Annotated in this window: 16 protein-coding genes; 10 read left to right on the top strand and 6 right to left on the bottom strand. The window is 72.6% G+C overall.

Features of this window, described 5'->3' with window-relative positions; genetic code table 11:
• The first annotated feature begins 4 nt into the window (after positions 1 to 4).
• The 4 genes from DQE82_RS27660 to DQE82_RS27645 all read left to right on the top strand — a co-directional run bounded on the left by DQE82_RS27660 (position 5) and on the right by DQE82_RS27645 (position 3,690).
• Positions 5 to 1,102: a hypothetical protein gene (locus DQE82_RS27660; protein WP_113974641.1), complete on the top strand. Its 1,098-nt coding sequence runs from the start codon at positions 5 to 7 to the stop codon at positions 1,100 to 1,102.
• A 135-nt stretch (positions 1,103 to 1,237) separates the two neighbouring features.
• Positions 1,238 to 2,896: a sodium:solute symporter family protein gene (locus DQE82_RS27655; protein WP_113974640.1), complete on the top strand. Its 1,659-nt coding sequence runs from the start codon at positions 1,238 to 1,240 to the stop codon at positions 2,894 to 2,896.
• 17 nt (positions 2,897 to 2,913) lie between these two features.
• Positions 2,914 to 3,237, top strand: a complete 324-nt coding sequence (locus DQE82_RS27650) for a hypothetical protein (RefSeq protein WP_043328786.1) — start codon at positions 2,914 to 2,916, stop codon at positions 3,235 to 3,237.
• 69 nt (positions 3,238 to 3,306) lie between these two features.
• Positions 3,307 to 3,690: a hypothetical protein gene (locus DQE82_RS27645; RefSeq protein ID WP_043328785.1), complete on the top strand. Its 384-nt coding sequence runs from the start codon at positions 3,307 to 3,309 to the stop codon at positions 3,688 to 3,690.
• A 106-nt stretch (positions 3,691 to 3,796) separates the two neighbouring features.
• On the opposite strand, the gene DQE82_RS27640 is transcribed toward DQE82_RS27645, so the two are convergent.
• A complete protein-coding gene (locus DQE82_RS27640; RefSeq protein ID WP_043330970.1) occupies positions 3,797 to 5,605 on the bottom strand; it encodes a glycoside hydrolase family 6 protein in 1,809 nt (602 codons plus the stop codon).
• A gap of 711 nt (positions 5,606 to 6,316) precedes the next feature.
• On the opposite strand from DQE82_RS27640, the gene DQE82_RS27635 reads away from it, so the two are divergent.
• Positions 6,317 to 7,600: a hypothetical protein gene (locus tag DQE82_RS27635; RefSeq protein WP_113974639.1), complete on the top strand. Its 1,284-nt coding sequence runs from the start codon at positions 6,317 to 6,319 to the stop codon at positions 7,598 to 7,600.
• 79 nt (positions 7,601 to 7,679) lie between these two features.
• Positions 7,680 to 8,489 carry a class F sortase gene (locus DQE82_RS27630; RefSeq protein ID WP_113974666.1) on the top strand — a complete coding sequence of 270 codons (810 nt, stop codon included), beginning with the start codon at positions 7,680 to 7,682 and terminating at the stop codon, positions 8,487 to 8,489.
• A 64-nt stretch (positions 8,490 to 8,553) separates the two neighbouring features.
• On the opposite strand, the gene DQE82_RS27625 is transcribed toward DQE82_RS27630, so the two are convergent.
• A complete protein-coding gene (locus DQE82_RS27625; protein ID WP_113974638.1) occupies positions 8,554 to 13,620 on the bottom strand; it encodes an NAD-glutamate dehydrogenase in 5,067 nt (1,688 codons plus the stop codon).
• 288 nt (positions 13,621 to 13,908) lie between these two features.
• Between DQE82_RS27625 and DQE82_RS27620 the strand changes: the two genes are divergently transcribed.
• Positions 13,909 to 15,876, top strand: coding sequence for a penicillin-binding transpeptidase domain-containing protein (locus tag DQE82_RS27620; RefSeq protein WP_113974637.1), 1,968 nt, complete (start codon positions 13,909 to 13,911; stop codon positions 15,874 to 15,876).
• A gap of 42 nt (positions 15,877 to 15,918) precedes the next feature.
• On the opposite strand, the gene DQE82_RS27615 is transcribed toward DQE82_RS27620, so the two are convergent.
• The 3 genes from DQE82_RS27615 to DQE82_RS27605 form a co-directional block, all read right to left on the bottom strand.
• Positions 15,919 to 17,097, bottom strand: coding sequence for an arginase family protein (locus tag DQE82_RS27615; RefSeq protein ID WP_113974636.1), 1,179 nt, complete (start codon positions 17,095 to 17,097; stop codon positions 15,919 to 15,921).
• 58 nt (positions 17,098 to 17,155) lie between these two features.
• Positions 17,156 to 18,073 (bottom strand): tetratricopeptide repeat protein, encoded by a 918-nt coding sequence (locus DQE82_RS27610; protein WP_043328779.1) that lies wholly within the window; start codon positions 18,071 to 18,073, stop codon positions 17,156 to 17,158.
• A 179-nt stretch (positions 18,074 to 18,252) separates the two neighbouring features.
• Entirely contained in the window at positions 18,253 to 19,941 is a 1,689-nt protein-coding gene (locus DQE82_RS27605) for a methylmalonyl-CoA mutase (RefSeq protein WP_043328778.1), read from the bottom strand.
• Positions 19,942 to 20,260: 319 nt separating this feature from the next.
• Between DQE82_RS27605 and DQE82_RS27600 the strand changes: the two genes are divergently transcribed.
• Positions 20,261 to 20,629, top strand: coding sequence for a hypothetical protein (locus DQE82_RS27600; RefSeq protein WP_064447798.1), 369 nt, complete (start codon positions 20,261 to 20,263; stop codon positions 20,627 to 20,629).
• Between the two features lie 3 nt (positions 20,630 to 20,632).
• On the opposite strand, the gene DQE82_RS27595 is transcribed toward DQE82_RS27600, so the two are convergent.
• Positions 20,633 to 22,276, bottom strand: a complete 1,644-nt coding sequence (locus tag DQE82_RS27595; protein ID WP_113974635.1) for a PucR family transcriptional regulator — start codon at positions 22,274 to 22,276, stop codon at positions 20,633 to 20,635.
• 106 nt (positions 22,277 to 22,382) lie between these two features.
• Between DQE82_RS27595 and DQE82_RS27590 the strand changes: the two genes are divergently transcribed.
• Complete coding sequence (locus tag DQE82_RS27590) at positions 22,383 to 23,915, top strand: CoA-acylating methylmalonate-semialdehyde dehydrogenase (protein WP_113974634.1); 1,533 nt, start codon at positions 22,383 to 22,385, stop codon at positions 23,913 to 23,915.
• A gap of 20 nt (positions 23,916 to 23,935) precedes the next feature.
• Entirely contained in the window at positions 23,936 to 25,267 is a 1,332-nt protein-coding gene (locus tag DQE82_RS27585; protein ID WP_069087255.1) for an aspartate aminotransferase family protein, read from the top strand.
• Positions 25,268 to 25,362: the final 95 nt, after the last annotated feature.

Below are 25,362 nucleotides of genomic sequence, written 5' to 3'. Positions count from 1 at the left end.
CGCCATGCGCCAGGAAGAGCAGCAGGTCACGCAGGACCACCCCGAGGCCGTCCGGTCCGCGCCGGTACCGGTGCCGCAGCCGGGCGACCACGCCGGCCCCGGCCGGCACGACGCCGACCGGGCCGACGTGCCCGAGGACGCGCTCGACGACCGGGGCACCTTCGACGACCCGGCCGTCGCCGACGACCGGCGTGAACTCGGCGCCGACGACCGGCGCCACGACGGAATCGACGACCGGGGACACGAGGTCGACGAGACCCGCGCGTACGACGCCGGCGAACTGAGCGACGCGGCCGACCGTACCGACGACGGGCGCGACGACGACGGGCGTCCGCCGTTCCACGAGCCGGCGCCGCTGCCGACGGCGTTCGGCGCGGCCACGGTGGGCGACGCGGTCGCCGCGTCGGCGCTGGCGAGCGGCCGTCCGCAGGACGAGCGCGACGCCCGCGACGAGGACACCGCCGTGCCGGGCGACGGCGCGCCGGGCCGGACCGACCCGCTGGACGACGAGCGGGCCGATCCGACGGCCGGGGACCGACTGCACGACCGCGACCGCTGGGACGCCGAGCACGCCGACGGCGACGCGGCGGTCGACGGCGACGCGCGGGCCAACGGTGTCGTCCGGGACGACGCGGCGGCCGACGGCGCGGTCGGGTACGGCAGCGCCGAGCCGGGCCTGGTCGACCCCGACGCCGAGCCGGTCCCCGCGGCCGACGAGGACGCCGACCGGCGCCATGACCACGTCGACGCGGGCACCGCGGCGGCGGGCGCGGCAGCGGCCGGCACGGCCCTGGGCGGGGCGGACCGGCCCACGCCGGGCGCGGTACCGGCCGACGCCGCGACGCTGTTCGCGCCGGAGGCGGCGCAGGGCTTCCGGGACCGCTGGCGCGACGTGCAGCTGCGCTTCGTGGACGACCCGCGCGCCGCGGTCGGCGAGGCCGAGTCGCTCGTCGAGGAGGCGATCGAGGCGCTCTCCACCGCCCTGCGCGAGCAGCGCACCCGGCTCGGCGCGTGGCAGGAGTCCGGCTCCACCGACACCGAGCAGCTCCGGGTGGCCGTGCGCGGCTACCGCGACTTCCTGGACCGCGTACTGGGGCGCTGAGGCCCGCCGCAGGACCCCACCGAGCCCCGGCCGGCGACCCGGCCGGGGCTCCGTCGTGCCCGGACCGGCCAGCAGGCATGAAACTTCGCAAACGGGGTACGTGCGGGCAGCGGTGCACACGAGGGGAGCACGGGCATGGGCGGCGGCGGCCTGCGTCTGGACATGAACGCGGTGGACTACCTGATCCTCGCGCTCTATTTCGTCACTGTGCTCGGCGTCGGTTTCGCCGCCCGGCGCGCGATCCGCACCAGCGTGGACTTCTTCCTCTCCGGCCGATCGCTGCCCGCCTGGGTCACCGGCCTGGCGTTCGTCTCGGCGAACCTGGGCGCGCTGGAGATCATCGGCATGGCCGCCAACGGCGCCCAGTACGGCATCATGACCGTGCACTACTACTGGATCGGCGCCGTACCGGCGATGGTCTTCCTCGGCATCGTGATGATGCCGTTCTACTACGGCTCCAAGGTCCGCAGCGTTCCCGAGTACCTGCGGCTGCGCTTCAACCGCCCCACCCACCTGCTCAACGCGATCAGCTTCGCGGTAGCCCAGGTGCTGATCGCGGGCGTGAACCTCTACGCGCTGGCGCTGATCATGCAGGCGCTGCTCGGCTGGCCGCTCTGGTTCGCGATCATCGTCGGCGCGGTGATCGTGCTGGCGTACATCACCGTCGGCGGGCTCTCCGGCGCGATCTACAACGAGGTGCTCCAGTTCTTCGTGATCATCGCCGGTCTGGTGCCGATCACGGTCATCGGGCTGGTCAAGGTCGGCGGCGTCAGCGGTCTGATGGACGCGGTCCGCGACTCCAGGCTCGGCGAGGCCGGCCTGCACGCCTGGGAGGGCACCGGCAGCACCGGCAACCCGCTCGGCGCGCACTGGCTGGGCATCGTGTTCGGCCTCGGCTTCGTGCTCTCCTTCGGCTACTGGACCACGAACTTCGCCGAGGTGCAGCGCGCGCTGTCCGCACGGAACATGAGCGCCGCCCGGCGTACGCCGATCATCGCCGCGTACCCGAAGCTGCTCATCCCCGCGGTCACCGTGATCCCCGGCCTGATCGCCCTGGTCACCGTCAAAGGTCTGGGCGCCGACGACGGCGACCTGGTCTACAACAACGCGATCCCGCTGCTCATGCGCGACCTGCTGCCCAACGGCGTGCTGGGGATCGCGGTCACCGGCCTGGTGGCCTCGTTCATGGCCGGCATGGCGGCCAACGTCAGCGGGTTCAACACCGTCTTCACGTACGACATCTGGCAGGCGTACTTCCGGCGCAACGAGTCGGACGAGCACTACGTGAAGGTGGGCCGGCTCGCCACAGTCGGCGCGGTGGTGATCGGCATCGGCACCGCGTTCATCGCGGCCGGGTTCAGCAACATCATGAACTACATCCAGGCGCTCTTCTCGGTGTTCAACGCCCCGCTCTTCGGCACCTTCATCATCGGCATGTTCTGGCGGCGGATGACGCCGCTGGCCGGGTTCTGGTCGCTGCTGTCCGGCACCCTCGTGGCCACCGCCACGTACCTGCTCTACAAGGGCGGCGTGATCAGCTTCAACTCGGACCTGGAGGAGAGCTTCTGGGGCGCCGGCCTGGCCTTCGCCACCGTCGCGGTGGTGGCCGCGATCGTCACGCCGCTGACCCGGCCCAAGACCGACGACCAGCTGACCGGGCTGGTGTACGGCCTCAGCGACACCGCGCTCGCCGACGACTCGCTGGCCGGCGACGCCGCCTGGTACCGCTCCCCGGTGCTGCTCGGCGTCGTCGCCGTGATCCTCGCCGCCCTGTTCTACATCCCGGTCTTCTAGAGGAGGGGACGCACGCCATGACAGACGACGCGGACCGCAACTACCAGGGCGGCGAGGCGCACGACCCGCTCGTCGACGAGACCGAGGACGCCCGCGAGGCCCGCTCGGCGGCGGCCCGGCTGTTCGACATCCGCCGGGTCATCGGCGGCCTGTTCGTCGCGTACGGGCTGATCGTCGGCCTGATGGGGCTCTTCGACACGTCCGCCGAGATCGACAAGGCACAGGGCCTGCGGATCAACCTGTGGGCCGGCGCGGCGATGCTGGTGTTCGGCCTGCTGATGCTGCTCTGGCAACGGCTGAGCCCGACCGAGACGCCGGAGCCCGGCCACGACGACGCCTGACCGTCCGCATGGCGCGGCCCGCACCGGGTACGCCCAGGGGATCACGCGAAGGGACAGGAGGGCAGCAGCATGACCGATCGTGACCGCGGTGGCGAGCGGCCGCTCGAGGAGACCCCCGAGGTGGCCGCGGCGGTGGACGACGACAGCACGGTGCCCCAGTTGCGCGCCGGCGGCGTCGACCCGGACAACCCCACCTTCACCGAGCCCGACGGCGCGGTGGCCGACACCGGCTCGCCGAACATCATCGGTGACCCGTACGCGGCCGGGACCGGCGCGACCGGCACCGGCACGGGCGCGGCGCCGGACGGCATCCGTACCGGCGCCGAGCAGCCCTGGGACCCGGAGGACCTGGTGATGGCCCGGGGCCAGGACATGACGCCGGAGAACCTGGAACGGGCCCGCCACGACCTGCACGAGCTGGGCCGGGCCGCGATCGAGCGTACGGTTCCCTGACCCGGACGCCCGAGGGCCCCTGGTCGACGTGGGCGTCGACCAGGGGCCCGGGGAACCCGCGCGGGCGGTGCCTCACTCCCGCCGCCGCGGGTGGTACGGCCGCGGCTCAGGAGAGCGGCGGGTACGCGTTCTGCATCAGCTGCTGGAACTGGGCGGCGAACCACGCGCCGGAGATCGGCGCGTCCGGCAGGGCACCGGACATGCTGTTGCCGTTGCGGGCGTTACCGGTGTAGGTCGGGTCGCACATCCGGTCGAAGCCCTTGCCCTCGTTGTTCGGGATCTCCTTGCTGGAGCCGTCCGACTCACCCGGGGGCTTCACCCAGACGTAGGCGTCGATCCCGGGCTCCGGGTTGGCCTGCGGCCGCTCGCCGAGACCCGCGCCGGCCTGGTTGCACCAGTTGCCGGTGTGGAAGCGGCGGTCGACCCGGCCACCGTCGACGTAGGCGTCCACGCTGGTCGACGGGCCGGGGCCGGTCGGCCGGGCGGAGCCGCCCCAACCGTTGCGGGAGGTGTCGATCAGCATGCCGATGTTGCTGTCGAAGCCGATCGAGACCAGCTTCTGCCGGAACGCCTGGGCGAACGACAGCTCGTCGAGGTACTGGTTCCAGTCGGCCCACTTGGACTGCCGCACGGTCTGGCCGTTCACCGTGTCGGTGATCTTGACGTACGGCTCCTTCAGCGCGGAGTAGTTCGCCGTGTTGACGATGAAGCCCGCCACGTTGGCGACGGTGCTGCCGGAGGCGACCGCGGCGGCCTTGAGCTGGTCGGCGACCGGGCCGAAGTTGCTGTCCCAGCCGATCCAGCCGTGGTGGGCGGCGTCGATGTAGTTGTAGACGTTGCCGATCGCGCCCAGCTTCGCCAGGGCGTAGCCGACACCGTTCACGTACGCGCCGTTGGCCTTCACCGTGTCACACATGACCGTGCCGCCCGCGTTGCCCGAGGTGTTGGTCACCAGGTTGGGCAGCGAGTCGATCTCGATGATGTTGACGATGCGCAGGTTCCGGTACTTCGAGTCGCCCTGGATCGCGGCGATCGGGTCGATGTACTCGGCCTTGTAGCGGGGCAGCTCGTCCGGGCCCAGCTCACCGTTGGAGGCGAGCGCCGAGCAGTCGCGGCCGGGCAGGTTGTAGATGACGAACTGGATGTAGCCGGCGCCCTGGGCGAGCGCGGCGTCCAGGTGGTCACGGACGCCCATCGCGCCGTTGGAGCTGCTGTCCGGCGTGCCGTTGATGGCGGCGATCCGGTCGATCCAGACCGCGGTCGGGTTGTTCGACACCCGGTTGCCGCCGGACACCGACTCGGCCTTGGCCTTCCACTCGGGGTTCACGTACCCCTTCACCCCGGCGTACGGGTTGTCGACCCGCTGCCCGGGCGGCGGCTGCGACGTCGGCGGGGTCGACGTCGGCGGCGTGCTCGTGGGCGGGGTGCTGGTCGGCGGCGTGCTGGTGGGCGGCGTGCTCGTCGGCGGGGTGCTGGTGGTCGGCGTGCCGCCGTTGCAGACCGTGCCGTTCAGCGTGAACTGGGTCGGCTTGGGGTTGCTGCCGCTCCAGGAGCCGTTGAAGCCGATGGTGGTGCTGGCGCCGCTGGCGAGCGCCCCGTTGTACGACTCGTTCTGCGCGGTGACGTTCTGGCCGCTCTGGGACCACCGCGCGGACCAGCCGTTCACCACCCGCTGCGAGCTGTTCGGGAAGGTGAAGCCGAGGTTCCACGAGGTGAGCGCGTCACCGATGTTCTTGATGGTCACGGTGCCGGTGAATCCACCGGGCCAGTCGCTGGTCGTGTAGGTCACGCTGCACTGGGTGGCGGCCTGCGCCGCGGTGACCGGGAGGGTCACCAGTCCACCGGCTACCAGGACGCCGGCGCTGGTCAGCGCGAGCGCCCGGTTCCGGCCGGACAGCCTTCTCCACAGATTCATGCCACTGATCTCCTTGGGCGAGACCGGATCCGCGTACGGCCCGGCGCAAATGGCGGCGGCGGTCGCCCTGCGGGAACGACCGTGCGCGCCACTGGTTACTTCGGGGGACGCCCGACCCGGACGGGCGTTGGGGGTGGTGGTGCCGACCGGTCCGCAGGACCGGTCGATGGAGCCGGACGTCGGCCGGTCAACCGGCTGCCCTCGACGCCTGAGCTCGCGGTGTGGCTCCCCGAACCGCGTGCAGCGATTCTTGCATGGGAGCGCTTCCATGGCAATGCCTCGATGCGCCTCGCGGCCCACCCTACCGCCCGCCCCGAGCCCGCCCCGCTCACCGCGCGCCCGGACCCCGCTACACCAGCCGGGCTCGCCGCCAACCACCCGCGGCCCCCACCTCGCCGCGCCCACCCTCACGCCGGGCGGCGGACCGTCCCGCCTCCGCCTCGGCCGGGTGGAACGCCATGGGTGTCAAAACGGCCAAATGACACCCATGGCGTTCCACCCACCGGCGGAGGCGAGACCGTCGGGAACCGTACGAGCGGGATCCGGGTCGCGGGGTCGCCGAAGTCGGGCCGATCGGCGCGCGGAGGCGGGGACAGCGCGGACACGGCCGATCTCGACAAACTCCTAAAAGCGAATCTTTCCCCGAATAAGTCGCGAAAAGGTCTAACGTCGGCCTTAGCTCGACTGACGTCGGGCTCAGGACGAACAGGGATGGAGACGCTGGTCATGGCTAAGAAGATGCTCGGGAAGGTGGTCGCGGGCGCTGCCCTCGGCGGCGCCGGCCTTCTCGTGTTCACCCCGGGAATGGCCTACGCGGGCGGGCACGACGAGGGCAAGGTCATCGCCAAGCCGCACGTGGTGAAGGCGGGGGACACCGTCGAACTGCTCGCGATCTGCTCCGAGCCGCAGCAGCACGCCACCGTCTGGTCGAAGGTGACCGGCAAGGTCGACCTGCGCCCGGCCCGCGACGGCGAGCACGGCGACTGGGCCGACCGGGGCGGTGACTGGGGCGGCGACCAGGACTGGGGCTGGGACGACAAGGGCCCGGACGGCAAGGACGAGCACGGCAAGGGCCCGGACGGCAAGGACGACCACGGCAAGGGCCCGGACGGCCGCGGCGAGCCGGGCGGGGACGGACACGGGCCGGGCGGAAATGGGCCTGACGGCAACGGGCCGGGCGGCAATGGCCCGGGTGGCAACGGCCCGGGTGGCAACGGGCCCGGCGGCAACGGCCCGGGTGGCGACGGCATGCCGCAGCCCCCGGCGGACCAGCCCCAGCCGCCGGCCGGCCAGCCGGAAGGGCAGCCGCAGCCGGGCGGCGCGGGGGCCGGCGCGGCCGTCGACCCCGGCGACTGGCAGGGGCACGACGAGTACGGCCAGGACGCCGAGCCGGGCTGGGAGAAGGAGAAGCCGGGCGGGCCGGACTGGACCAAGGACGCGCACGGCCCCGACGGCAAGGAACAGCACGGCAAGGACGCCAAGGACGAGCACGGCAAGGACGACCGTGGCGGCCGGCCGGACGACAAGGGCAAGGACGGCAAGGACGAGCACGGCTCCTGGCAGGGCGGCAAGAACGACTGGCAGGAAGGTAAGAACGACTGGCCGGGCGACAAGAGCGACTGGCCGGGCGGCAAGGACGACTGGCAGGCGAGCGGAGGCGCCTGGCAGGACGACAAGGGCGACTACGGCAAGGACGCCGAGCGCGACTACGGCAAGGACGGCAAGGACGGCTGGGAGCACGGGAAGGACTTCGTCTACTACGGCGAGGCCACCGTCTCGCACGACGCCCGGCCGGGCCGGTACGAGTTGCGGGGCTCCTGCGGTGAGGGCGAGCTGGTGGTCCTGCCGCGCGGTGGGGTCGACGGCGGCGACGGCGGCATGACGACCACCGGCGTGGACCGTACCCTCGCCACCGGTGGCGCGGGCATGATCGGCGCCGCGGCGCTGGGCGGCCTGGTGCTGCTGCGCCGGCGGCGGGCCGGTGACCTGGTCTGACCGGACGACGACCCGGGCCGGCGGCCGTCACGGAAGTCCGTGGCGTGCCGCCGGCACGGCCGTCGTCGTCCTGCTCGCCATGGCCGGGGCCGGTCTGATCGGCGCGTCCGTCCGGACCGTCCCGCCACCGTCCCCGCCGCAGCCGCTCGGGCTGGCGGCCCCGGTCACCACCGGCCCCCAAGCAGACCCGGACGCCGAGGGCCAACCGGGGCCGGACGCCGAGGGTCAGCTGACGCCGGACGCCTCCGGCCTGCCGACGGCGGACGCCGCCGGGGGCGCCGTCGGCCCCGCGACGCCCGGCCCGACGACCGGCGCACCCGGCGCCGCCCCGGGCACCGCAGCCGCCCCGGGGGCCGCAGCGGTCCCGGGCGCTCCGGCAGCAACGGGCCCAGCGGGCGCGACGAGCCCGAACGGCGCCGCCCCGGCTCCACTGCCCCGGTCCGCGCCGACGACCATCTCGATCCCCCGTATCGGGGTGCGGGCCGACATCATGTCGCTCGGCACGAACCCGGACGGCACGGTCCAGGTGCCCCCGCTGGACCAGGCCATGAAGGCCGGGTGGTACTCCCCCGGCGCCAGCCCGGGCGAGGCCGGCAACGCGGTGATCGTGGGCCACGTCGACTCCGCCCAGCTCGGCCCGGCGGTGTTCTTCAACCTCGGCGCGCTGGTGGCCGGCGACACGATAGTGGTCACCCGGCAGGACGGCAGGTCCGCCACGTTCACGGTGCGCGAGGTCGGGTCGTACCCGAAGACCGCCTTTCCCGCCGCGCAGGTCTACGGTCCGTCGGCCGTGCCCGCCCTGCGCGTGGTGACCTGCGGTGGGGTGTTCGACAAGACGGCCGGAAGCTACCTCAACAACATCGTCGTCTACGCCCCGATGACCGGGTGAGGGCGGAAACGGCGGTGGCCCGGTGGTCGGGGAACCGACCACCGGGCCACGCGCGCGTCTGCGGTCAGGCCGCCGCCGAGGTCCGGACCAGGGTACGGATCTGGCGCAGCAGCACCGACAGCGCGGACAGGTCGGCGCGGGACTCGTCGAACTCCCCCATCGCCCGGTGCGCCCGGTGGATCGAGGTGGCGTTCGCCTGCTCCCACTCCTGCACCCGCTCCACCGGCGGCACGTCGTCCGGGGTGGAGCCGAGCACCTCGGCGGTGAGCGCGGCCAGCGCGGCGTACAGGTCGTAGCGCAGCGCCATCCGGGCCAGCGTCTGCCACCGGTCCTCGCGCGGCAGCAGGGAGATCTTCGACAGCAGCGCGTCCACCCGGAACCGGTCGGAGAGCACGAAGTAGACCGAGGCCACCTCGCCCACGTCCCGCCGGGTCGCCTGCGCCGTCTCGACGATGTCGAGCAGGCCGAAGCTGTACATCAGGCGGGTCGCCTGCTCGGCCAGGTCACGCGGCAGCCCGCGCTCGACCAGCGACTCGATGTGCGCCGCGATTGCCTCCCGCTCGGTGCCCCAGAACCGGTGCTCCAGGTCCGGCAGGAGCTGGGCCACACCGTCGCGCAGCCGGTCGATCTCCGCCGGCACGTCGATCGGCGACCGGCGGTTGGTGACCAGCCAGCGCACCGCGCGGTCGAGCAGCCGCCGGGTGTCCAGGTAGACGGCGGTCTGCAACTCGGGCGAGACCTTGTTGTCCAGCGCCTCGACCGCGTCCCAGAGGTCGCGCAGGCCGAACACCTCGCGGACCACCACGTACGCCCGGAGCACGTCCGCCGCGGAGGCGGCCGTCTCCTCGACCACCCGGAAGACGAACGAGATGCCGCCCCGGTTGATCGCCTCGTTGACCAGGACCGTGGTGACGATGTCCCGGCGCAGCCGGTGCCGGCCCATCCGGTCGGCGAAGCGCTGCCGCAACGGCGTCGGGAAGTAGTTGACCAGGATGTCGGTCGTCCACTCCTCGTCCGCCAGGCCCTCGCCGACGATCTCGCGCTCCAGCACGATCTTGACGTACGCGAGCAGCACCGCGAACTCCGGCGCGGTCAGCCCGCTCTCGGTGCGGACCGCCAGCTCCTCGTCCGACGGCAGCGCCTCCAGGGCCCGGTCCAGCGCGCCGGACCGCTCCAGGTCGTTGATCATCCGCCGGTGCACCGGGAGCAGCGAGGCGGCCTGGGCCTGGGCGTTGTTCAGCGCCCGCGCCTGGTCGTAGTTGTCCCGCAGCACCAGCTCGGCGACCTCGTCGGTCATCCGGGCCAGCAGCTCGTCACGCTCCGGCCGGTCCAGCTCCCCGTCGGCCACCGCCGTGTTGAGCAGGATCTTGATGTTGACCTCGTGGTCGGAGCAGTCCACACCGGCCGCGTTGTCGATGAAGTCGGTGTAGATGCGGCCGCCGGTCGACGCGTACTCGATCCGGCCCTGCTGGGTGAAGCCCAGGTTGCCGCCCTCGCCGACCACCCGGCAGCGCAGGCTCTTGCCGTCCACCCGGATGGCGTCGTTGGACTTGTCCCCGACCTCGGCGTTGGTCTGGCTGGACGCCTTGACGTAGGTGCCGATGCCGCCGTTCCAGAACAGGTCCACCGGCGCGGTGAGGATCGCCTTCATCAGCTCCTGCGGGCTGAGCTGCGTGACGTCCTCGTCGAGGCCGAGCACCGCGCGGACCTGCGGCGAGATCGGCACCGACTTCGCCGTACGCGAGTGGACGCCGCCGCCTTCGGAGATCAGCTCGCGGTCGTAGTCCTCCCACGACGAGCGCGGCATGTCGAACAGCCGCTTACGCTCCTCCCACGACCGGGCCGAGTCCGGATCCGGGTCCAGGAAGATGTGCCGGTGGTCGAACGCGGCCACCAGCCGGATGTGCTTCGACAGCAGCATCCCGTTGCCGAACACGTCGCCGGACATGTCACCGACGCCGACCACAGTGAAGTCCTGCGTCTGGGTGTCGTGCCCCAGCTCCCGGAAGTGCCGCTTGACCGACTCCCAGGCGCCCCGGGCGGTGATGCCCATCTTCTTGTGGTCGTAGCCGGCCGAGCCGCCGGAGGCGAACGCGTCGCCCAGCCAGAAGCTGTGCGCCTCGGAGATCTCGTTGGCGATGTCGGAGAACGTCGCGGTGCCCTTGTCGGCGGCCACCACCATGTACGGATCGTCGCCGTCGTGCCGGACCACGTCCTCGGGCGGCACGATCTCGCCGCTGACGATGTTGTCGGTGACGTCCAGCAGCGCGGAGATGAACTCCTTGTAGCAGATCACCGCCTCGTCCCGGTCGCCCGGCTTCTGCTTGAGCACGAAGCCGCCCTTGGCGCCGACCGGCACGATCACCGCGTTCTTCACCATCTGCGCCTTGACCAGGCCGAGCACCTCGGTCCGGAAGTCCTCGCGCCGGTCGGACCAGCGCAGGCCGCCGCGGGCCACCGGCCCGTAGCGCAGGTGCACGCCCTCGAACCGGGGCGAGTAGACGAAGATCTCGAACTTGGGCCGCGGCGCGGGCAGGTCCGGGATGGCCTGCGGGTCCAGCTTGAACGCCACGTACGGCTTGGGCCGCCCGCCCACCGGCTTCTGGTAGAAGCTGGTGCGCAGCGTGGCTTGGATCAGCGTCAGGTAGGCCCGCAGGATGCGGTCCTGGTCGAGGCTGGCCACCTCGTCCAGCGCCTCGCCGATCGCGTCGACCAGCTCACCGCTGCGCTGCCGCCGCTCGTCGAGCGTGGTGGCGCCCGGGGCGAACCGGGTCTCGAACAGCTTCACCAGCAGTTCGGCGATCTGCGGGTACGCGATGAACGTCTGCTCCATGTACTCCTGGGAGAACACGGTGCCGGCCTGGCGCAGGTACTTCGCGTACGCGCGCAGCACGACGACCTGCCGCCAGGTGAGCCCGGCCCGGAGCACCAGCTCGTTGAAGCCGTCCACCTCGGCCTCGCCCCGCCAGGCGGCGGCGAAGGCGTTCTCCACGTGCGGACGTACCTCGGCCAGGTCCTGGTGCCGCTCGGGCAGCTCCAGACCGAAGTCGTAGAGCCAGATCCGGCCGTCGACGCGCTCCACCTCGTACGGGTGCTCGTCGACCACCTTCACACCGAGCGAGTGCAGCACCGGCAGCACGGCGGAGAGCATCATCGGCTCGCCGTACCGGTAGACCTTGAACCGCACGTCCATCGCCTCGTCGGCGTCGGCGGCGCGGGCGGCGTACGGACGCGGCGGCGCCTGCTTGCGGAACAGGTGCATCTCCAGCTGGCCGGGCTCCTCCAGCAGCTCCAGCTTCGCCAGGTCCTTCATCGCCTCGTACGGCGTGTGCCCGTCCTTGTAGCCCTCCGGGAACGCGTCGGCGTACCGGGCGAACAGGTGCTTGGCCTGCTCGTCGCCGAGCTTGCGTTCCAGCACCAGCCGGTAGTCGTCGTCCCAGAGGCGGGTCGCGTCGGCCAGCTCCTCGGCGAGCAGGTCGGCGTCGATGTCACCGGGCGGGTTGTTCGGGTCGGTCCGCACGATGAAGTGCACGCGGGCCAGCATCGACTCGGTCACCCGGGTGGTGTAGTCGACGCCGACGCCGTTCAGCTCGCGCAGCAGGATGTCCTGCATGCGCAGCCGGTTCTGCGTGGTGAACCGGTCCCGCGGCAGGTAGATCAGGCAGGAGATGAACCGCCCGTACGCGTCGCGGCGCAGGAACACCCGCAGCTGCCGGCGGCCCGCCATCCGCAGCACGCCGATCACCGCGTGGTAGAGGTCGTCGGTCTTGATCTGGAACAGCTCGTCGCGCGGGTACGTCTCCAGGATCTGCAACAGGTCCTTGCCGGAGTGGCTGCGCAGGCTCAGGCCCGAGCGGTCGAGCACCTCGGCGACCTTGCGCCGGACCACCGGCAGCTCCTGCACGCTGGTCCGGTACGCGGCGGTGGAGAACAGGCCCAGGAAGCGCCGCTCCCCGACCACCTCGCCGGCCTCGTTGAAGATCTTGAAGCCGATGTAGTCGAGGTACGCCGAGCGGTGCACGGTGGCACGCGAGTTGGCCTTGGTGATGATGAGCAGGCGCTTCTCCAGCACCTTCTCGTGCGCCTCGGGCGTCATCGAGTTCAGCGACCGGGCCTCCGGCGAGTCGGAGCGCAGGATGCCCAGGCCGGTGCCGAGCACCGCCTCCAGGGCCTGCCCGCTGCCGCGCGCGCCGTCGGCGTCGACCAGGCGGTACTCGCGGTAGCCGAGGAACGTGAAGTGGTCGTGCGCCAGCCAGCGCAGCAGCTCCACCGAGTCGGTGATGTCCTTTTCCGGCACCGGCGGGCGGTTGTCCGACGTCCGGGCGGCGGCCAGCTCGTCGGCGAGCGCGAGGGCGCGCTGCCGCATCTTCGGCCAGTCCTCGACCGCCTCGCGCACGTCGGTGAGCACCCGCTGCAACTCGCGGCGCAGCGCCTCCCGCTCGGCCGGGTCGCGGACCGGGTCGATCTCGATCCGCATCCAGCTCTCGACCAGGTCACCGGCGATGGCGTCGTCCGGCTCCACGTCCGCCGAGACCTCGGTGAGCCGGCCCAGCGGCTCGCGCCGCACCACGACCAGCGGGTGCACCAGCAGGTGCACGTCGAGGTGACGGGAGTTGAGCAGGGCGGTCACCGAGTCGACCAGGAACGGCATGTCGTCGGTGACGATCTCGACGACCGTGTGGTGCTGCTCGGCGTCCGGCTCGTGGATGCGCAGCTTCAGCTCGCCCGGAACCCGCTGCTGGGCCAGGTCCCGGTGGGCCCGGGCCGCCTCCAGCATCTCCTCGGCGGTGAAGCCGATCAGCTCCTCGTCCGGCGCGAACCGCCAGAAGCGGTCCACGAGTGTGGCCGCGTCGTGGTCGTCGCCGGCCAGCGCGACCGCCTGGGCGACCAGCCGCTCCGCGTTGGGAACGGGCTCGTCCAGCTCGGCGTCCTCCGACTCGTCGGCCAGTGCCTGCGTGGGCAGGCCCAGGTCGTAGAGGGTGTCGATGCTGGAACCGGTCATCCCGGTCACTCCTGTGTCGAGACGGCTGAAACCGTCCCCGTCGGTCGCCGAATCGAAGCTGTCGTCGTCCCGGCCGGTGTCAGCCTGCCGGAGGTCGGGTCCCGGTTTGATCGCCGGACGCCGGTCCATCGGTGCCACTCCCCTCGACCCACCGCACTGTGGGTCACTCTGCCGCCCAGCCTAGGCCCTACCGCGTGGTACCTCCCGCGGCGGACCACCGGCCGGACGTCCGGATCGGGACTCTGTCCTTTCACCCGTTGCGGGTTCGTGGTCGGCCGCCCGCGGAGTACCCCGACTGGCGATGTTCATCACACTGCCACACGGGGCTTTCCGCGCTGCCGGAGGCCGTGGCGGGGCGGTGGCGAGCGCCGGGCCGTACTAGCGTGCAGGGCAGTTGAGCACCGGAGGGACCGCTTCATGCCCGTGTCGTACCCCGTCCGCCCCAGCCGTCACACCCGTCGTCGCCTCCTCGCGGGGCTGGCCGCCGCCCTGGTCACAGCGGGCGCGCTGACCGGATGCTCCGGCGACGACGGCCCGGAGGCGGCCGTCGAGGCGTTCCTCGGCGGCTGGCGCTCCGGCGACCTGCAGGCGGTCGGCTTCATCCAGCCGGCCGGCGGGCGGGTGGCGGCCGGCGAGGTGACCAAGCAGCTCCAGGCGCTCGCCGGTGAGCTGGCCGCCAACCCGCCGGAGTTGACGCGCACCGGCGAGATCACCACCAAGGGCGACGTAGCCACCGCCCGGGTCAAGGTGAGCTGGGCGCTGCCCGGCGGCGCCCGTTGGGCCTACGAGAACCCGGTACGCCTCAAGCGCGGCGGCGACGACCAGTGGCAGGTGATCTGGGAACCGGCTGTGGTGCACGAGAAGCTGGAGAGCGGCGACCGGATCGCGCTGCGGCGGGAGCCGGCGCAGCGCGCCGGCGTGCTGGACGCCGCCGGCCAGCCGATCGTCGCGCCGCGCCCGGTGGTCCGGGTGCAGGTCGTTCCCGGCGAGGTCACCGACGTGCCCGGCCTGGTCAAGAAGCTGGACGCCGCGTTCAAGGCGATCCGGCCCGCGCTCAGCCCGCCGGTCGACCTGGGCGACCTGCCCAAGCGGCTCAAGGAGGCGAAGCCGGACGGGCTCGTCGAGGTGGTGACGCTGCGTGAGGACGCATACCGGCAGATCAAGCCACGCATCTACGAGCTGCCCGGCACCCGGTTCGCGACCGACCAGCTCATGCTGGCCCCGACGCGCGAGTTCGCCCGGGCGCTGCTCGGCTCGGTCGACCAGGCCACCGCCGACGACCTGCAGGCCCACCCCGAGCGGTACGCGCGCGGCGACCTGGTCGGCCACGGCGGCCTCCAGGGCCGGTACGACGAGCGGCTGCGCGGCGTCACCGGCGTCACCGTGATCACCGAGCGGACCACCCCGGACGGCAAGGTCGAGCCGACCGGCACGGAGCTGTACCGCGCCGACCCGAAGCCCGGTCAGCCGGTGAAGACCACCATCGACGTGGCGACCCAGAACGCTGCCGACGCCGCGTTGCGCGGGCAGACCCGCCGCTCCGCGCTGGTGGCGCTGCGGATCAGCGACGGCGCGGTGCTGGCCGCCGCGAACGGTCCCGGGGCGGCCGGCGAGAACCTCGCGTTCACCGCCCAGGTGCCGCCCGGCTCGACGTTCAAGATGGTCAGCGCGCTCGGCCTGCTCGACCGGGGCGCGGTGACCCCGCAGACCACTGTGAACTGCCCGAAGACGGCGACGGTCGAGGGCCGCAGCTTCAAGAACTCGGACAACTTCGAGCTGGGCGCGGTGCCGTTCGCCACCGACTTCGCCAAGTCCTGCAACACCGCGTTCGTGGCGCTGGCGCCGAAGCTCGGCCCGGACGGGCTGGCGCAGGCCGGTCGTACGCTCGGCCTGGAGGCCGCGTGGGACCTCGGCGCGGACGCGTTCACCGGCAAGGTCTCCGCCAACGGCCCGGCCACCGAGCAGGCCGCCGCCGCGATCGGCCAGGGCACCACGCTGGTGAGCCCGCTGGCCATGGCGAGCGCCACCGCAGCAGTGGCCCGGGGCAAGTTCGAGCAGCCCAAGCTGCTGCTCGACCCGGCGCCGGCCAAGCCCGCGCCGGCCGGCGAGGCGCTCAAGCCGGAGTCGGTGACGGCGCTGAAGTCGCTGATGCGCGGGGTGGTCACCGCGGGCAGTGGCAGCGCGCTGGCGGACGTGCCCGGCGAGCCGGTGCACGGCAAGACCGGCACCGCGGAGTACGACAACAACCCGGCGAACACGCACGCCTGGTTCGTCGGGTGGCAGGGTGACGTGGCCTTCGCCGTCTTCGTCGAGCAGGGCGGGGCGGGCTCGAAGGTGGCGGCGCCGATCGCCGAGAAGTTCCTGCGCGGCCTCGCCGCGAGCTGAGCGGGGTCCCGCGCCGCGTGACCGCGAGCTGAGGCGTACCGGTCAGGCGATGTCGATGCCGGAGCGGGCCGGGTCCGGCTCGTCCCCGGCGGACGCCCGGCGCAGCAGGCCGGGCCCGAGCGGGTCGGTGCCGAGGTCGTCGACGGCGCCGTCGGAGGTCGGGTCGGGGCCGATCGGCTCCACCGCCACCGCCGGGGCCGGCACCGCCGCCGGGGCGGGCAGCGGCTCGGGCTCCGGCCGGCTGTCGGCGGCCCGGGGCGCCGGCGCGGCCGGGCCGGGCGGCAGCAGACGGGGCGGCACGGCGCCCGGCGCGACGACCGGGGCGAGCCCGGCCACCACCGTGTTCACGATCTCGGCCGCGTACGCCCCGTCCGGGTCGTAGTCGGGGTCGAAGACGGTCAGCTCGACGCCGAGGCAGTGCGGGGTGTCGACCAGCCCGGCCAGCAGGATCTCCAGCTCGGCGAAGGCGATGCCACCGGGGTCGGGCGCGTCCACGGCGGGCATCACCGCCGGGTCGAGCACGTCGACGTCGATGTGCACCCAGTAGCCGGCGCAGTCGACGAGTTGCTCGTGCGCCCACTGGGCGGTCCGGGCCGCGCCCTCGGCGCGCAGCGCCGGCACCGGCCGGGTGGTGATGCCGGCGGCCTGCAGGTCGAGGCGGTACTCGTCCTGCGCGCGGATGCCGAGCACCACCACGTCGATGTCCCGGAAGTAGGGCCGCCGCCCCTCGATGGCCGCCAGGTCGGGCTGCCCCCGCCCGGTGACCAGCGCCAGGTCCTCCCCGGCCGCCGCGCCGACGTAGGAGGCGTTGCCGGGGTGCCGGAAGTCGGAGTGGCCGTCGACGAAGACCAGGCCGATCCGCCCGCCGACCGCCTCGCCGAGGCGGTGCATGGCCAGCCCGGATCCGAGCAGCACCGAGCAGTCCCCGCCGAGCACCAGCGGGAACTCGCCCCGGTCGATGATCGCGCCGATCCGGTCGGCGAGCGCCAGCGAGTACGCGGAGATCTCCGGCGCGTGGCAGACACCGTCGCCGGGTCGCCAGTCCCCCGGGTCGTACCGGGGCGGGGTCAGGCAGCCGGCGTCTCGGGCCCGCAGCCGGGCGAGCAGGCCGTGGTCGCGCAGCGCGCCCGGCGCCTTGGCGCATCCGGGCACGGAGCTGGCGGTGGGTGGGCGCAGCCCGAGGTTCGTCGGCGCGTCGAGGACGGCGATCCGGCGCATCATGGGCTCCCGTCCTCGGTGGTCGGGCGGGCCGGCGGTGCGCCGGCCCGCGCGGGTTGACTCAGAACAGCGCGCTGGCCAGGGCGCGTCGGGCGGAGGCCACGGCGGGGTCGTCCGGGCCGGCGATGGTGAACAGGCCGAGCAGGTGCTGGCGTACCCGGTCCCGGTCGTCCCCGGCGGTGCGCCGGACCAGGCCGACGAGCCGCTGGTACGCCTGGTCGGCGAGGCCGCTGAGCACCTCGATGTCGGCGGCCAGCAGTTGGGCGTCCACGTCGTCGGGGGCGGCGGCTGCGGCGTCCAGCGCGCCCTGCGGGTCGGCGCCGGCGACCCGGCGGGCCAGCCCGACCTGCGCCAGGCCCGCCTCCGCCGCCGCGTCGGCCGGGGACTCGGCGAGGATCTTCCGGTACGCCGCCTCGGCCGCGTCGAGGTCACCGCTCATCAGCGCGTCGTCGGCGGCGTCGAGGCGCGGGTCCTCCGGTTCGGCGACGGTGACGCCACCGGCCTTGAGCACGGCCTGGAGCCACTGTCGCAACTGCGACTCGGGCACCGGGCCCGGGAAGGCGTCGATCGGGCGGCCACCGACGATGGCGTACGTGGTGGGCAGCGCCTGGAGCTGGAACATCTGCGCGAGCCGCGGCTGCTGCTGCACGTCGACCCGGGCCAGCAGCCACGCTCCGCCGCCCTCGGCGGCCAGCTTCTCCAGCACCGGGGCGAACTGGTCGCTCTCCGGGTAACCGGCGGCGCCGAAGAAGACCACTACCGGTGTGGTGAGCGAGCGTTCGAGCACCTCGGACTGGATGTTCGCCTCGGTCACGTCGATCACGGCGGCGGAGCCGGCGGGGCTGCCCGGCAGCCCGGCGGGCGTGCCGCCCGGAGACGGTGTGGCGGTGGAGGTGTCGGCAGGTGCGGGGGTGCGCAGCGCGCTGAGGTCGACCGCGCCGCGGGTGAAGATCGACGAGGTGATCCGTGGGTCGCTCATGGTTGTCTAGTCTCGCACGTACGCGACGGATCTCCGACCAGCCGCGACGGCGACAGTCACCACTCTCCCCCAGCTCAGCCCGCCCGCAAGGAAGGGCCCCTTGTTAACGCCTGCGGTAGAGGAAGGGCCCCTTGTTAACAGCAGCTGTTAACAAGGGGCCCTTCCTTACAAAGCGGCGGTCAGAAGCGGGCGGGCTCGCGGTAGACGCCCCACTCGGTGCGGAGGGCGTCGCAGATCTCGCCGAGGGTGGCCTCGGCGCGGACCGCGTCGAGCATGGCGGGGATCATGTTCTCGCCGCTGCGGGCCACCTCGACCATCCGCGCCACGGCGGCGGTGACGGCGGCGTCGTCGCGGGCCGACTTGCGCTCGGCCAGCACCCGGCGCTGCTCCAGCTCCACCTCGTGCGAGATGCGCAGGATCTCCAGGTCCTTGGCGACGGTGCCGGTGTGGCAGTTGACGCCGACGATCTTCTTGTCGCCCTTCTCCAGCGCCTGCTGGTAGGCGAACGCCGACTCGGCGATGTGCCCGGTGAACCAGCCGTCCTCGATGCCGCGCAGGATGCCGGAGGTCATCGGGCCGATGGCGTGCGGGCCCTCGCCGCCGAGCTGCTTGATCCGGGCGAAGATCTCCTCCGCCTCGGCCTCGATCCGGTCGGTGAGCGCCTCGACGTACCAGGCGCCGCCGAGCGGGTCGGCCACATTGGTCACCCCGGTCTCCTCCATCAGCACCTGCTGGGTACGCAGGGCGATCTCGGCCGACTCGTCGGTGGGCAGGGCGAGCGTCTCGTCGAGGGCGTTGGTGTGCAGCGAGTTGGTGCCGCCGAGCACCGCGGCCAGGGCCTCCACGGCGGTGCGTACCACGTTGTTCACCGGCTGCTGCGCGGTGAGCGACACTCCGGCGGTCTGCGTGTGGAACCGCAGCCACTGCGCCTTCTCGCTGGTGGCGCCGTACACGTCGCGCAGCCAGCGGGCCCAGATCCGGCGGGCGGCGCGGAACTTGGCGATCTCCTCGAAGAAGTCCACGTGGGAGTCGAAGAAGAAGCTCAGGCCGGGGGCGAACGTGTTCACGTCGAGCCCGCGCGACAGGCCCAGCTCGACGTACCCGAACCCGTCGGCCAGCGTGTACGCCAGCTCCTGCGCGGCGGTCGAGCCGGCCTCGCGGATGTGGTAGCCGGAGACGGACAGCGGCTTGTACCGGGGGATCTCCCGGGCGCAGTACTCCATCAGGTCGCCGATGAGGCGCAGGTGCGGCTCGGGGTCGAACAGCCACTCCTTCTGCGCGATGTACTCCTTGAAGATGTCCGTCTGGAGCGTTCCGTCCAGTGTGGACAGATTGGCGCCCTGCCGTTCGGCGGCGACCAGGTACATGCAGAAGACCGGCACGGCCGGACCGGAGATGGTCATCGAGGTGGTCACGCCGGCCAGGTCGATGCCGTCGAACAGCACCTCCATGTCGGCGGCCGAGTCGACGGCGACACCGCAGTGGCCGACCTCGCCGAGCGACTGCGGGTCGTCGGAGTCGCGTCCCATCAGCGTCGGCATGTCGAAGGCGACGGAGAGCCCGCCGCCACCGGCGCCGAGGATCATCTTGTACCGCTCGTTGGTCTGCCGGGCGTTGCCGAAGCCGGCGAACTGCCGGATGGTCCAGGTCCGCCCGCGGTAGCCGGTCGGGTACAGACCCCTGGTGTACGGGAACTCGCCCGGCCAGCCGATCCGGTCGAAGCCCGGGTACGCCGCGCCCTCCGGCGGGCCGTACACCGGTTCGACGCTCATGCCGGACAGCGTGGTGAAGTCCGCGTCGCGCTTGCGGGCGGCGTCGTAGCGGGCCTGCCAGCGGGCCCGACCGGCGGCGATCTCGTCAGCGTCCATGCGCGGAGCTCCTTCTCAAGTCGTCGTCCCAAGCCCGAGTGTAGAGCGAGATCCTGAACGATCCTTAAGTGCATGCGTACCGGCCGGTAACTCGCAGGCGCCCGGCGCGAAGCCCCACCACGATCGTCGATCCGCAGGTCAGAGCGCTGTCTCACGTGCCGGACGGCTTGCCGCCGGAGCCTCCCCGGCGGCCCGGAGACGTGCCACACTCCCCGCCGTGGGCATGCACATCGCGATCGGGCCGATTACCTAGGCGGCGTACGCCTTCGCGTGCGTCGCCGGCCAAGCCACCCTGTCGGCTCGACACTGTGAGGCTCCCGTGACCACGTTCCCGTTTCCCCCCGACACCGTCGATCGCCGGCTTCCCGGCCCGGCCGTCCGGCCGCACGACGACTCCCCCGCCGGCGCGTGCACGATGGTGGTGCACCTCGGCCCCGGGCACTCCACCACCGGCCTGCTCAAGGTGCTGTCCGTCCTGCACTCACGCCGGGTCGCGGTGACGCACGTCCAGTACGTGCAGTGCCCGGACCGGTCGGCGGTGATGATCGTGGAGTGCTCCCCCGCCACGGCGTCGCTGGAGACGGTACGCAAGAGCGTCGCGAGGGCGATCCCGGTCGTCAGCGTCAGCGTGCACACCTCGCCCACCCGCGACGGTGTCCGGCGCCCCCGGGCGCGTCGCGGCAGGTGACAGTCAGCCCGCGGCACCGGAGATGCCACCGCCGCGCATGACGTCGCGGGCGGTGAGCGCCACGTGCAGCGACAGGCGCCGCTCGCTCGAATCCAGGTCGACGCCGAGCACCCGCTCGATCAACTGCAACCGCTGGTACAACGCGGAGCGGGACAGCGACATCTCCTCCGCCGCACGCCGCTTGTTGCGCCCCTCGACCAGGTACGCCTCCAGCAGCGCCACGTGGTTCGTGCCGTGCCGCTCGTCGTAGGAGAGCAGCGGGCCCAGTTCGCGCTCGACGAACGTCTGCAGACGCACGTCGTCGCGCAGCAGGTACAGCAGGCCCCGGAGGCGGACGTCGAGGAGCCGGTAGAAGGGCCGGGGCTCGGCGGTGTGCGCCGTGGCGTCGGCCACCTGGGCCGCCTCGATCAGCGAGCGCCGCGCCAGGTCCAGCGACCTGACCACTGATCCGGCGGCGACCACGACGTCCGACCCGGCGCGCAGGCCCGCCCGGGTGAGCGCGGTGGACAGGCCGAGCAACGCGGCCTCGTCGGACTCGGCGTCGGTGAGGGCGACGAGCACGGTGACCTCCGCACCACCGAGCCCGTCGACGTCCCCGGCCAGCGCCGACAGCCCGCAGTCGCGCACCGCCGTCTCCACCGCGTCCAGCAGTTCCCGGCGGCGCGCGTTCATCTCGGCGCCGGGCCCCGGGCCCGGCCGGCGCCGGCGGACCACCACCCCGAGCAGCCGCCGCTGTTCCAGCGCCACACCGAGCCCGCGCGCCCGCAGCGCCACGTCCCGGGTCGGCGCGGAGTGGTTGACGATGCTCCACAGCAGGCTGCTGCGCGCCTGCCGTTCGACAGACGAGTCGTCCCGGGCGACGAGCTGGTTCAGCGCGATGGTGGACGCGGCGCGCTCCAGCAGGACGCTCGTCCGGGCCGGCGGCTCCTGGTCGCACAGCAGCACCAGCCGCCCCCACCTGTTGCCCCGCGCCTCCACGCCGGTCACCAGCCAGCCCGAACGCGGCTCGTAGCCGGTGCCGGACGGGACCTCGACCGCGCGTGAGCGGGTCTCCCAGCGGTCGAGCAGCTCCTCGGCCGACAGCGGGCCGGTCTCGTACGCCAGCACCTGGTGGGAGAGGTTCTCCAGCACCACGGGACGCCGGGACAGACGGGTGACCTCGCGGAGCACCTGCCGGGGCTCCGCGCCCTCCACCGACAGCTCGGTGAAGATCCGGTGGATCTCGTCCTTCGCGAGCAGCTCGGCGGTCTGCTCCTCGACGATCACCGAGTGGACCACCTCGGTCACCGCCACGAACCGCATCTCCCGCTGGAGCGCGACGAGCGGCAGGTTCCGGCTGCGGGCCTGCTCGACGAGCGCGGCCGGCAGCGTCCCGCCGAACCGGCGGCCCAGCTCGACCACGACCCCGGCCGCGCCGACCGCCGCCAGGCCGTCGATCCACCGGCGCAGCCCGTCGTCGTCCGGCGGCAGGCCGATACCGGTGGTCAGCACCAGCTCCCCGCCGCGGAGCAGGTCGGCGATCTCCGGGATCTCGGCCACGTGCACCCAGCGCACCGGAGCGTCCAGGCGGTCCCGCCCGGCCATGACACGCGGCCCGGCCTGCTGCAACGCCGGCAGTTCGAGCACGTCGCGAACCGTCATCGGCATCAGACCGTCTCCCTCCTCGCTCCGGCGCACAGTATGTGTGCTTCTCCCGGGCTGGAACGACACAGTGCCCATTGCCCGGGCCTGGGGAAGCGCAGATGATCCGGGCATGACCCAGACAGCACCCGGCACCGTGCCCGCTCCCGTCCCGCTGGAGCGGGTGACCCACTGGATCGACGGCAAGGCGTTCGCCGGCGTCACCGAGCGTACGGCCCCAGTCTACGATCCGGCGCTGGGCACGGTCCGGACGGAGGTGCCGCTGGCCTCCGTCGACGAGGTGGACCAGGCGGTCGCCTCCGCCGCCGCCGCGTTCGCCTCCTGGCGGAACTCGTCGCTGACCAAGCGCACCCAGGTGCTGTTCGCGTTCCGGGAGCTGGTGAACCAGCACAAGCAGGAACTGGCCGAGCTGATCACGGCCGAGCACGGCAAGGTCGTCTCGGACGCCCTGGGCGAGGTCACCCGCGGCCTGGAGGTCGTGGAGTTCGCCTGCGGCATCCCGCACCTGCTCAAGGGCGGCTACTCCGAGGGCGTGTCCACGAACGTGGACGTCTACTCCATCCGGCAGCCGGTCGGCGTCTGCGCCGTCATCTCCCCGTTCAACTTCCCGGTGATGGTCCCGATGTGGTTCGTGCCGATCGCCATCGCGGCCGGCAACGCCGTCGTGCTCAAGCCCAGCGAGAAGGACCCGTCCGCGTCGCTGCTCGTCGCCCGGCTCTGGGAGCAGGCCGGCCTGCCCGCCGGCGTGTTCAACGTGGTGCACGGCGACAAGGTCGCTGTCGACCGGCTGCTGGAGCACCCCGAGGTCAAGGCCGTGTCGTTCGTCGGCTCCACCCCGATCGCCCGGTACGTGTACGAGACCGGCACCCGCAACGGCAAGCGCGTACAGGCCCTCGGCGGCGCGAAGAACCACATGGTGGTGCTGCCGGACGCCGACCTCGACCTGGCCGCCGACGCGGCGGTCAACGCCGGGTTCGGCTCGGCCGGCGAGCGGTGCATGGCGATCTCCGCCCTGGTGGTCGTCGAGCCCGTCGCCGACGACCTGGTGGCGCGCATCCGCGAGCGCATCGCCGGCCTGAAGATCGGTGACGGCCGCCGCTCCTGCGACATGGGGCCGCTGGTCACCCGGGAGCACCGCGACCGGGTCGCGTCGTACCTGGACGCGGGCGTCGAGGCCGGCGCCGAACTGGTGGTGGACGGGCGGAAGGTGCAGGTCGACGGCGACGAGTCCGGGTTCTGGCTCGGGCCGAGCCTGCTGGACCGGGTCTCGCCGGAGATGAGCGTCTACACCGACGAGATCTTCGGGCCGGTGCTGTCCGTGGTGCGGGTCGGCAGCTACGAGGAGGCGCTCAAGCTGGTGAACTCCAACCCGTACGGCAACGGGACCGCCATCTTCACCAACGACGGCGGCGCGGCCCGCCGGTACCAGAACGAGGTCGAGGTCGGCATGGTCGGCGTCAACGTGCCGATCCCGGTGCCGATGGCCTACTACTCGTTCGGCGGCTGGAAGGACAGCCTCTTCGGCGACTCCCACGCCCACGGCGCCGAGGGCGTGCACTTCTTCACCCGCGGCAAGGTCGTCACCTCCCGCTGGCTCGACCCCAGCCACGGCGGAATCAACCTCGGCTTCCCCGAGAACGTCTGAGCAGCGGGAGAGACGCGACAATGAGCACCAGCGCACGCCGCACCTACGAACTCGACCGCGCCCACGTCTTCCACTCCTGGTCGGCCCAGGCCCTGCTCGACCCGATGGTCGTCGAGCGCGCCGAGGGCTCGTACTTCTGGGACGGCGACGGGAACCGCTACCTGGACTTCTCCTCCCAGCTCGTCAACACCAACATCGGCCACCAGCACCCGGCGGTGGTGGCGGCGATCCAGGAGCAGGCCGCCAAGCTGTGCACCATCGCGCCGTCGTACGCCAACGACGCCCGCAGCGAGGCGGCCCGGCTGATCGCCGAGCGGACCCCGGCGGGCCTGGAGAAGGTGTTCTTCACAAACGGCGGCGCGGACGCGATCGAGCACGCCGTCCGGATGGCCCGGCTGCACACCGGCCGGCCGAAGGTGCTGTCCCAGTACCGCAGCTACCACGGCGGCACCCAGACCGCGGTGAACCTGACCGGCGACCCGCGTCGCTGGCCCAGCGACAACGGCACCGCCGGGGTCGTGCACTTCTTCGGCCCGTTCCTGTACCGGTCGGAGTTCGGCGCCACGACCGAGGAGGAGGAGAGCCGGCTCGCGCTGCGCCACCTCGAACGCGTCGTGGAGATGGAGGGCCCGTCCACCATCGCCGCGATCGTGCTGGAGACCGTGCCGGGCACCGCCGGCATCATGCCGCCGCCGCCGGGCTTCCTGGCCGGCGTACGCGAGCTGTGCAACAGGCACGGCATCCTCTACATCGCCGACGAGGTGATGGCGGGGTTCGGGCGTACCGGCGCCTGGTTCGCCATCGACCACTACGGCGTGACGCCCGACCTGATCACCTTCGCCAAGGGCGTGAACTCCGGTTACGTGCCGCTCGGCGGTGTGGTGATCGCCGACCACGTCGCCGACACGTTCGCCACCCGCCCCTACCCCGGCGGGCTGACCTACTCCGGCCACCCGCTGGCCACCGCCGCCGCCGTCGCGACCATCAACGCGATGCGGGACGAGGGCATCGTCGAGAACGCCGCCCGGATCGGCGCGGACGTGCTCGGCCCGGGGCTGCGCGAGATCGCCGAGCGGCACCCGAGCGTCGGGGACGTACGCGGGCTCGGCGTCTTCTGGGCGCTGGAACTGGTCCGCGACCGCGAGACCCGGGAGCCGCTGGCGCCGTACGGGGCCTCGTCGCCGGAGATGAACGACGTGCTGGCCGAGTGCAAGCGGGGCGGCCTGGTCGTGTTCGCCAACTTCAACCGGATCCACGTGGTGCCGCCCTGCACGGTGTCGGAGACGGAGGCCAAGGCGGGACTGGCGGTCCTCGACGAGGCGCTGACACTCGCCGACCGGCACACGGTCTAGACGTACGCCCATCACCGCCCGCCGGGTCCACCCCGGCGGGCGGTCCCATATCCGAGATCCGCGAGACGGCCGGCGACCCCGGTGACGCGGAGACC

The sequence above is a fragment of the Micromonospora sp. LHW51205 genome (assembly GCF_003315815.1).
Taxonomy (GTDB): domain Bacteria; phylum Actinomycetota; class Actinomycetes; order Mycobacteriales; family Micromonosporaceae; genus Micromonospora; species Micromonospora chalcea.
Note: the sequence above shows the minus strand (reverse complement) of the source record. Positions and strands in the feature narration are given on the sequence as shown.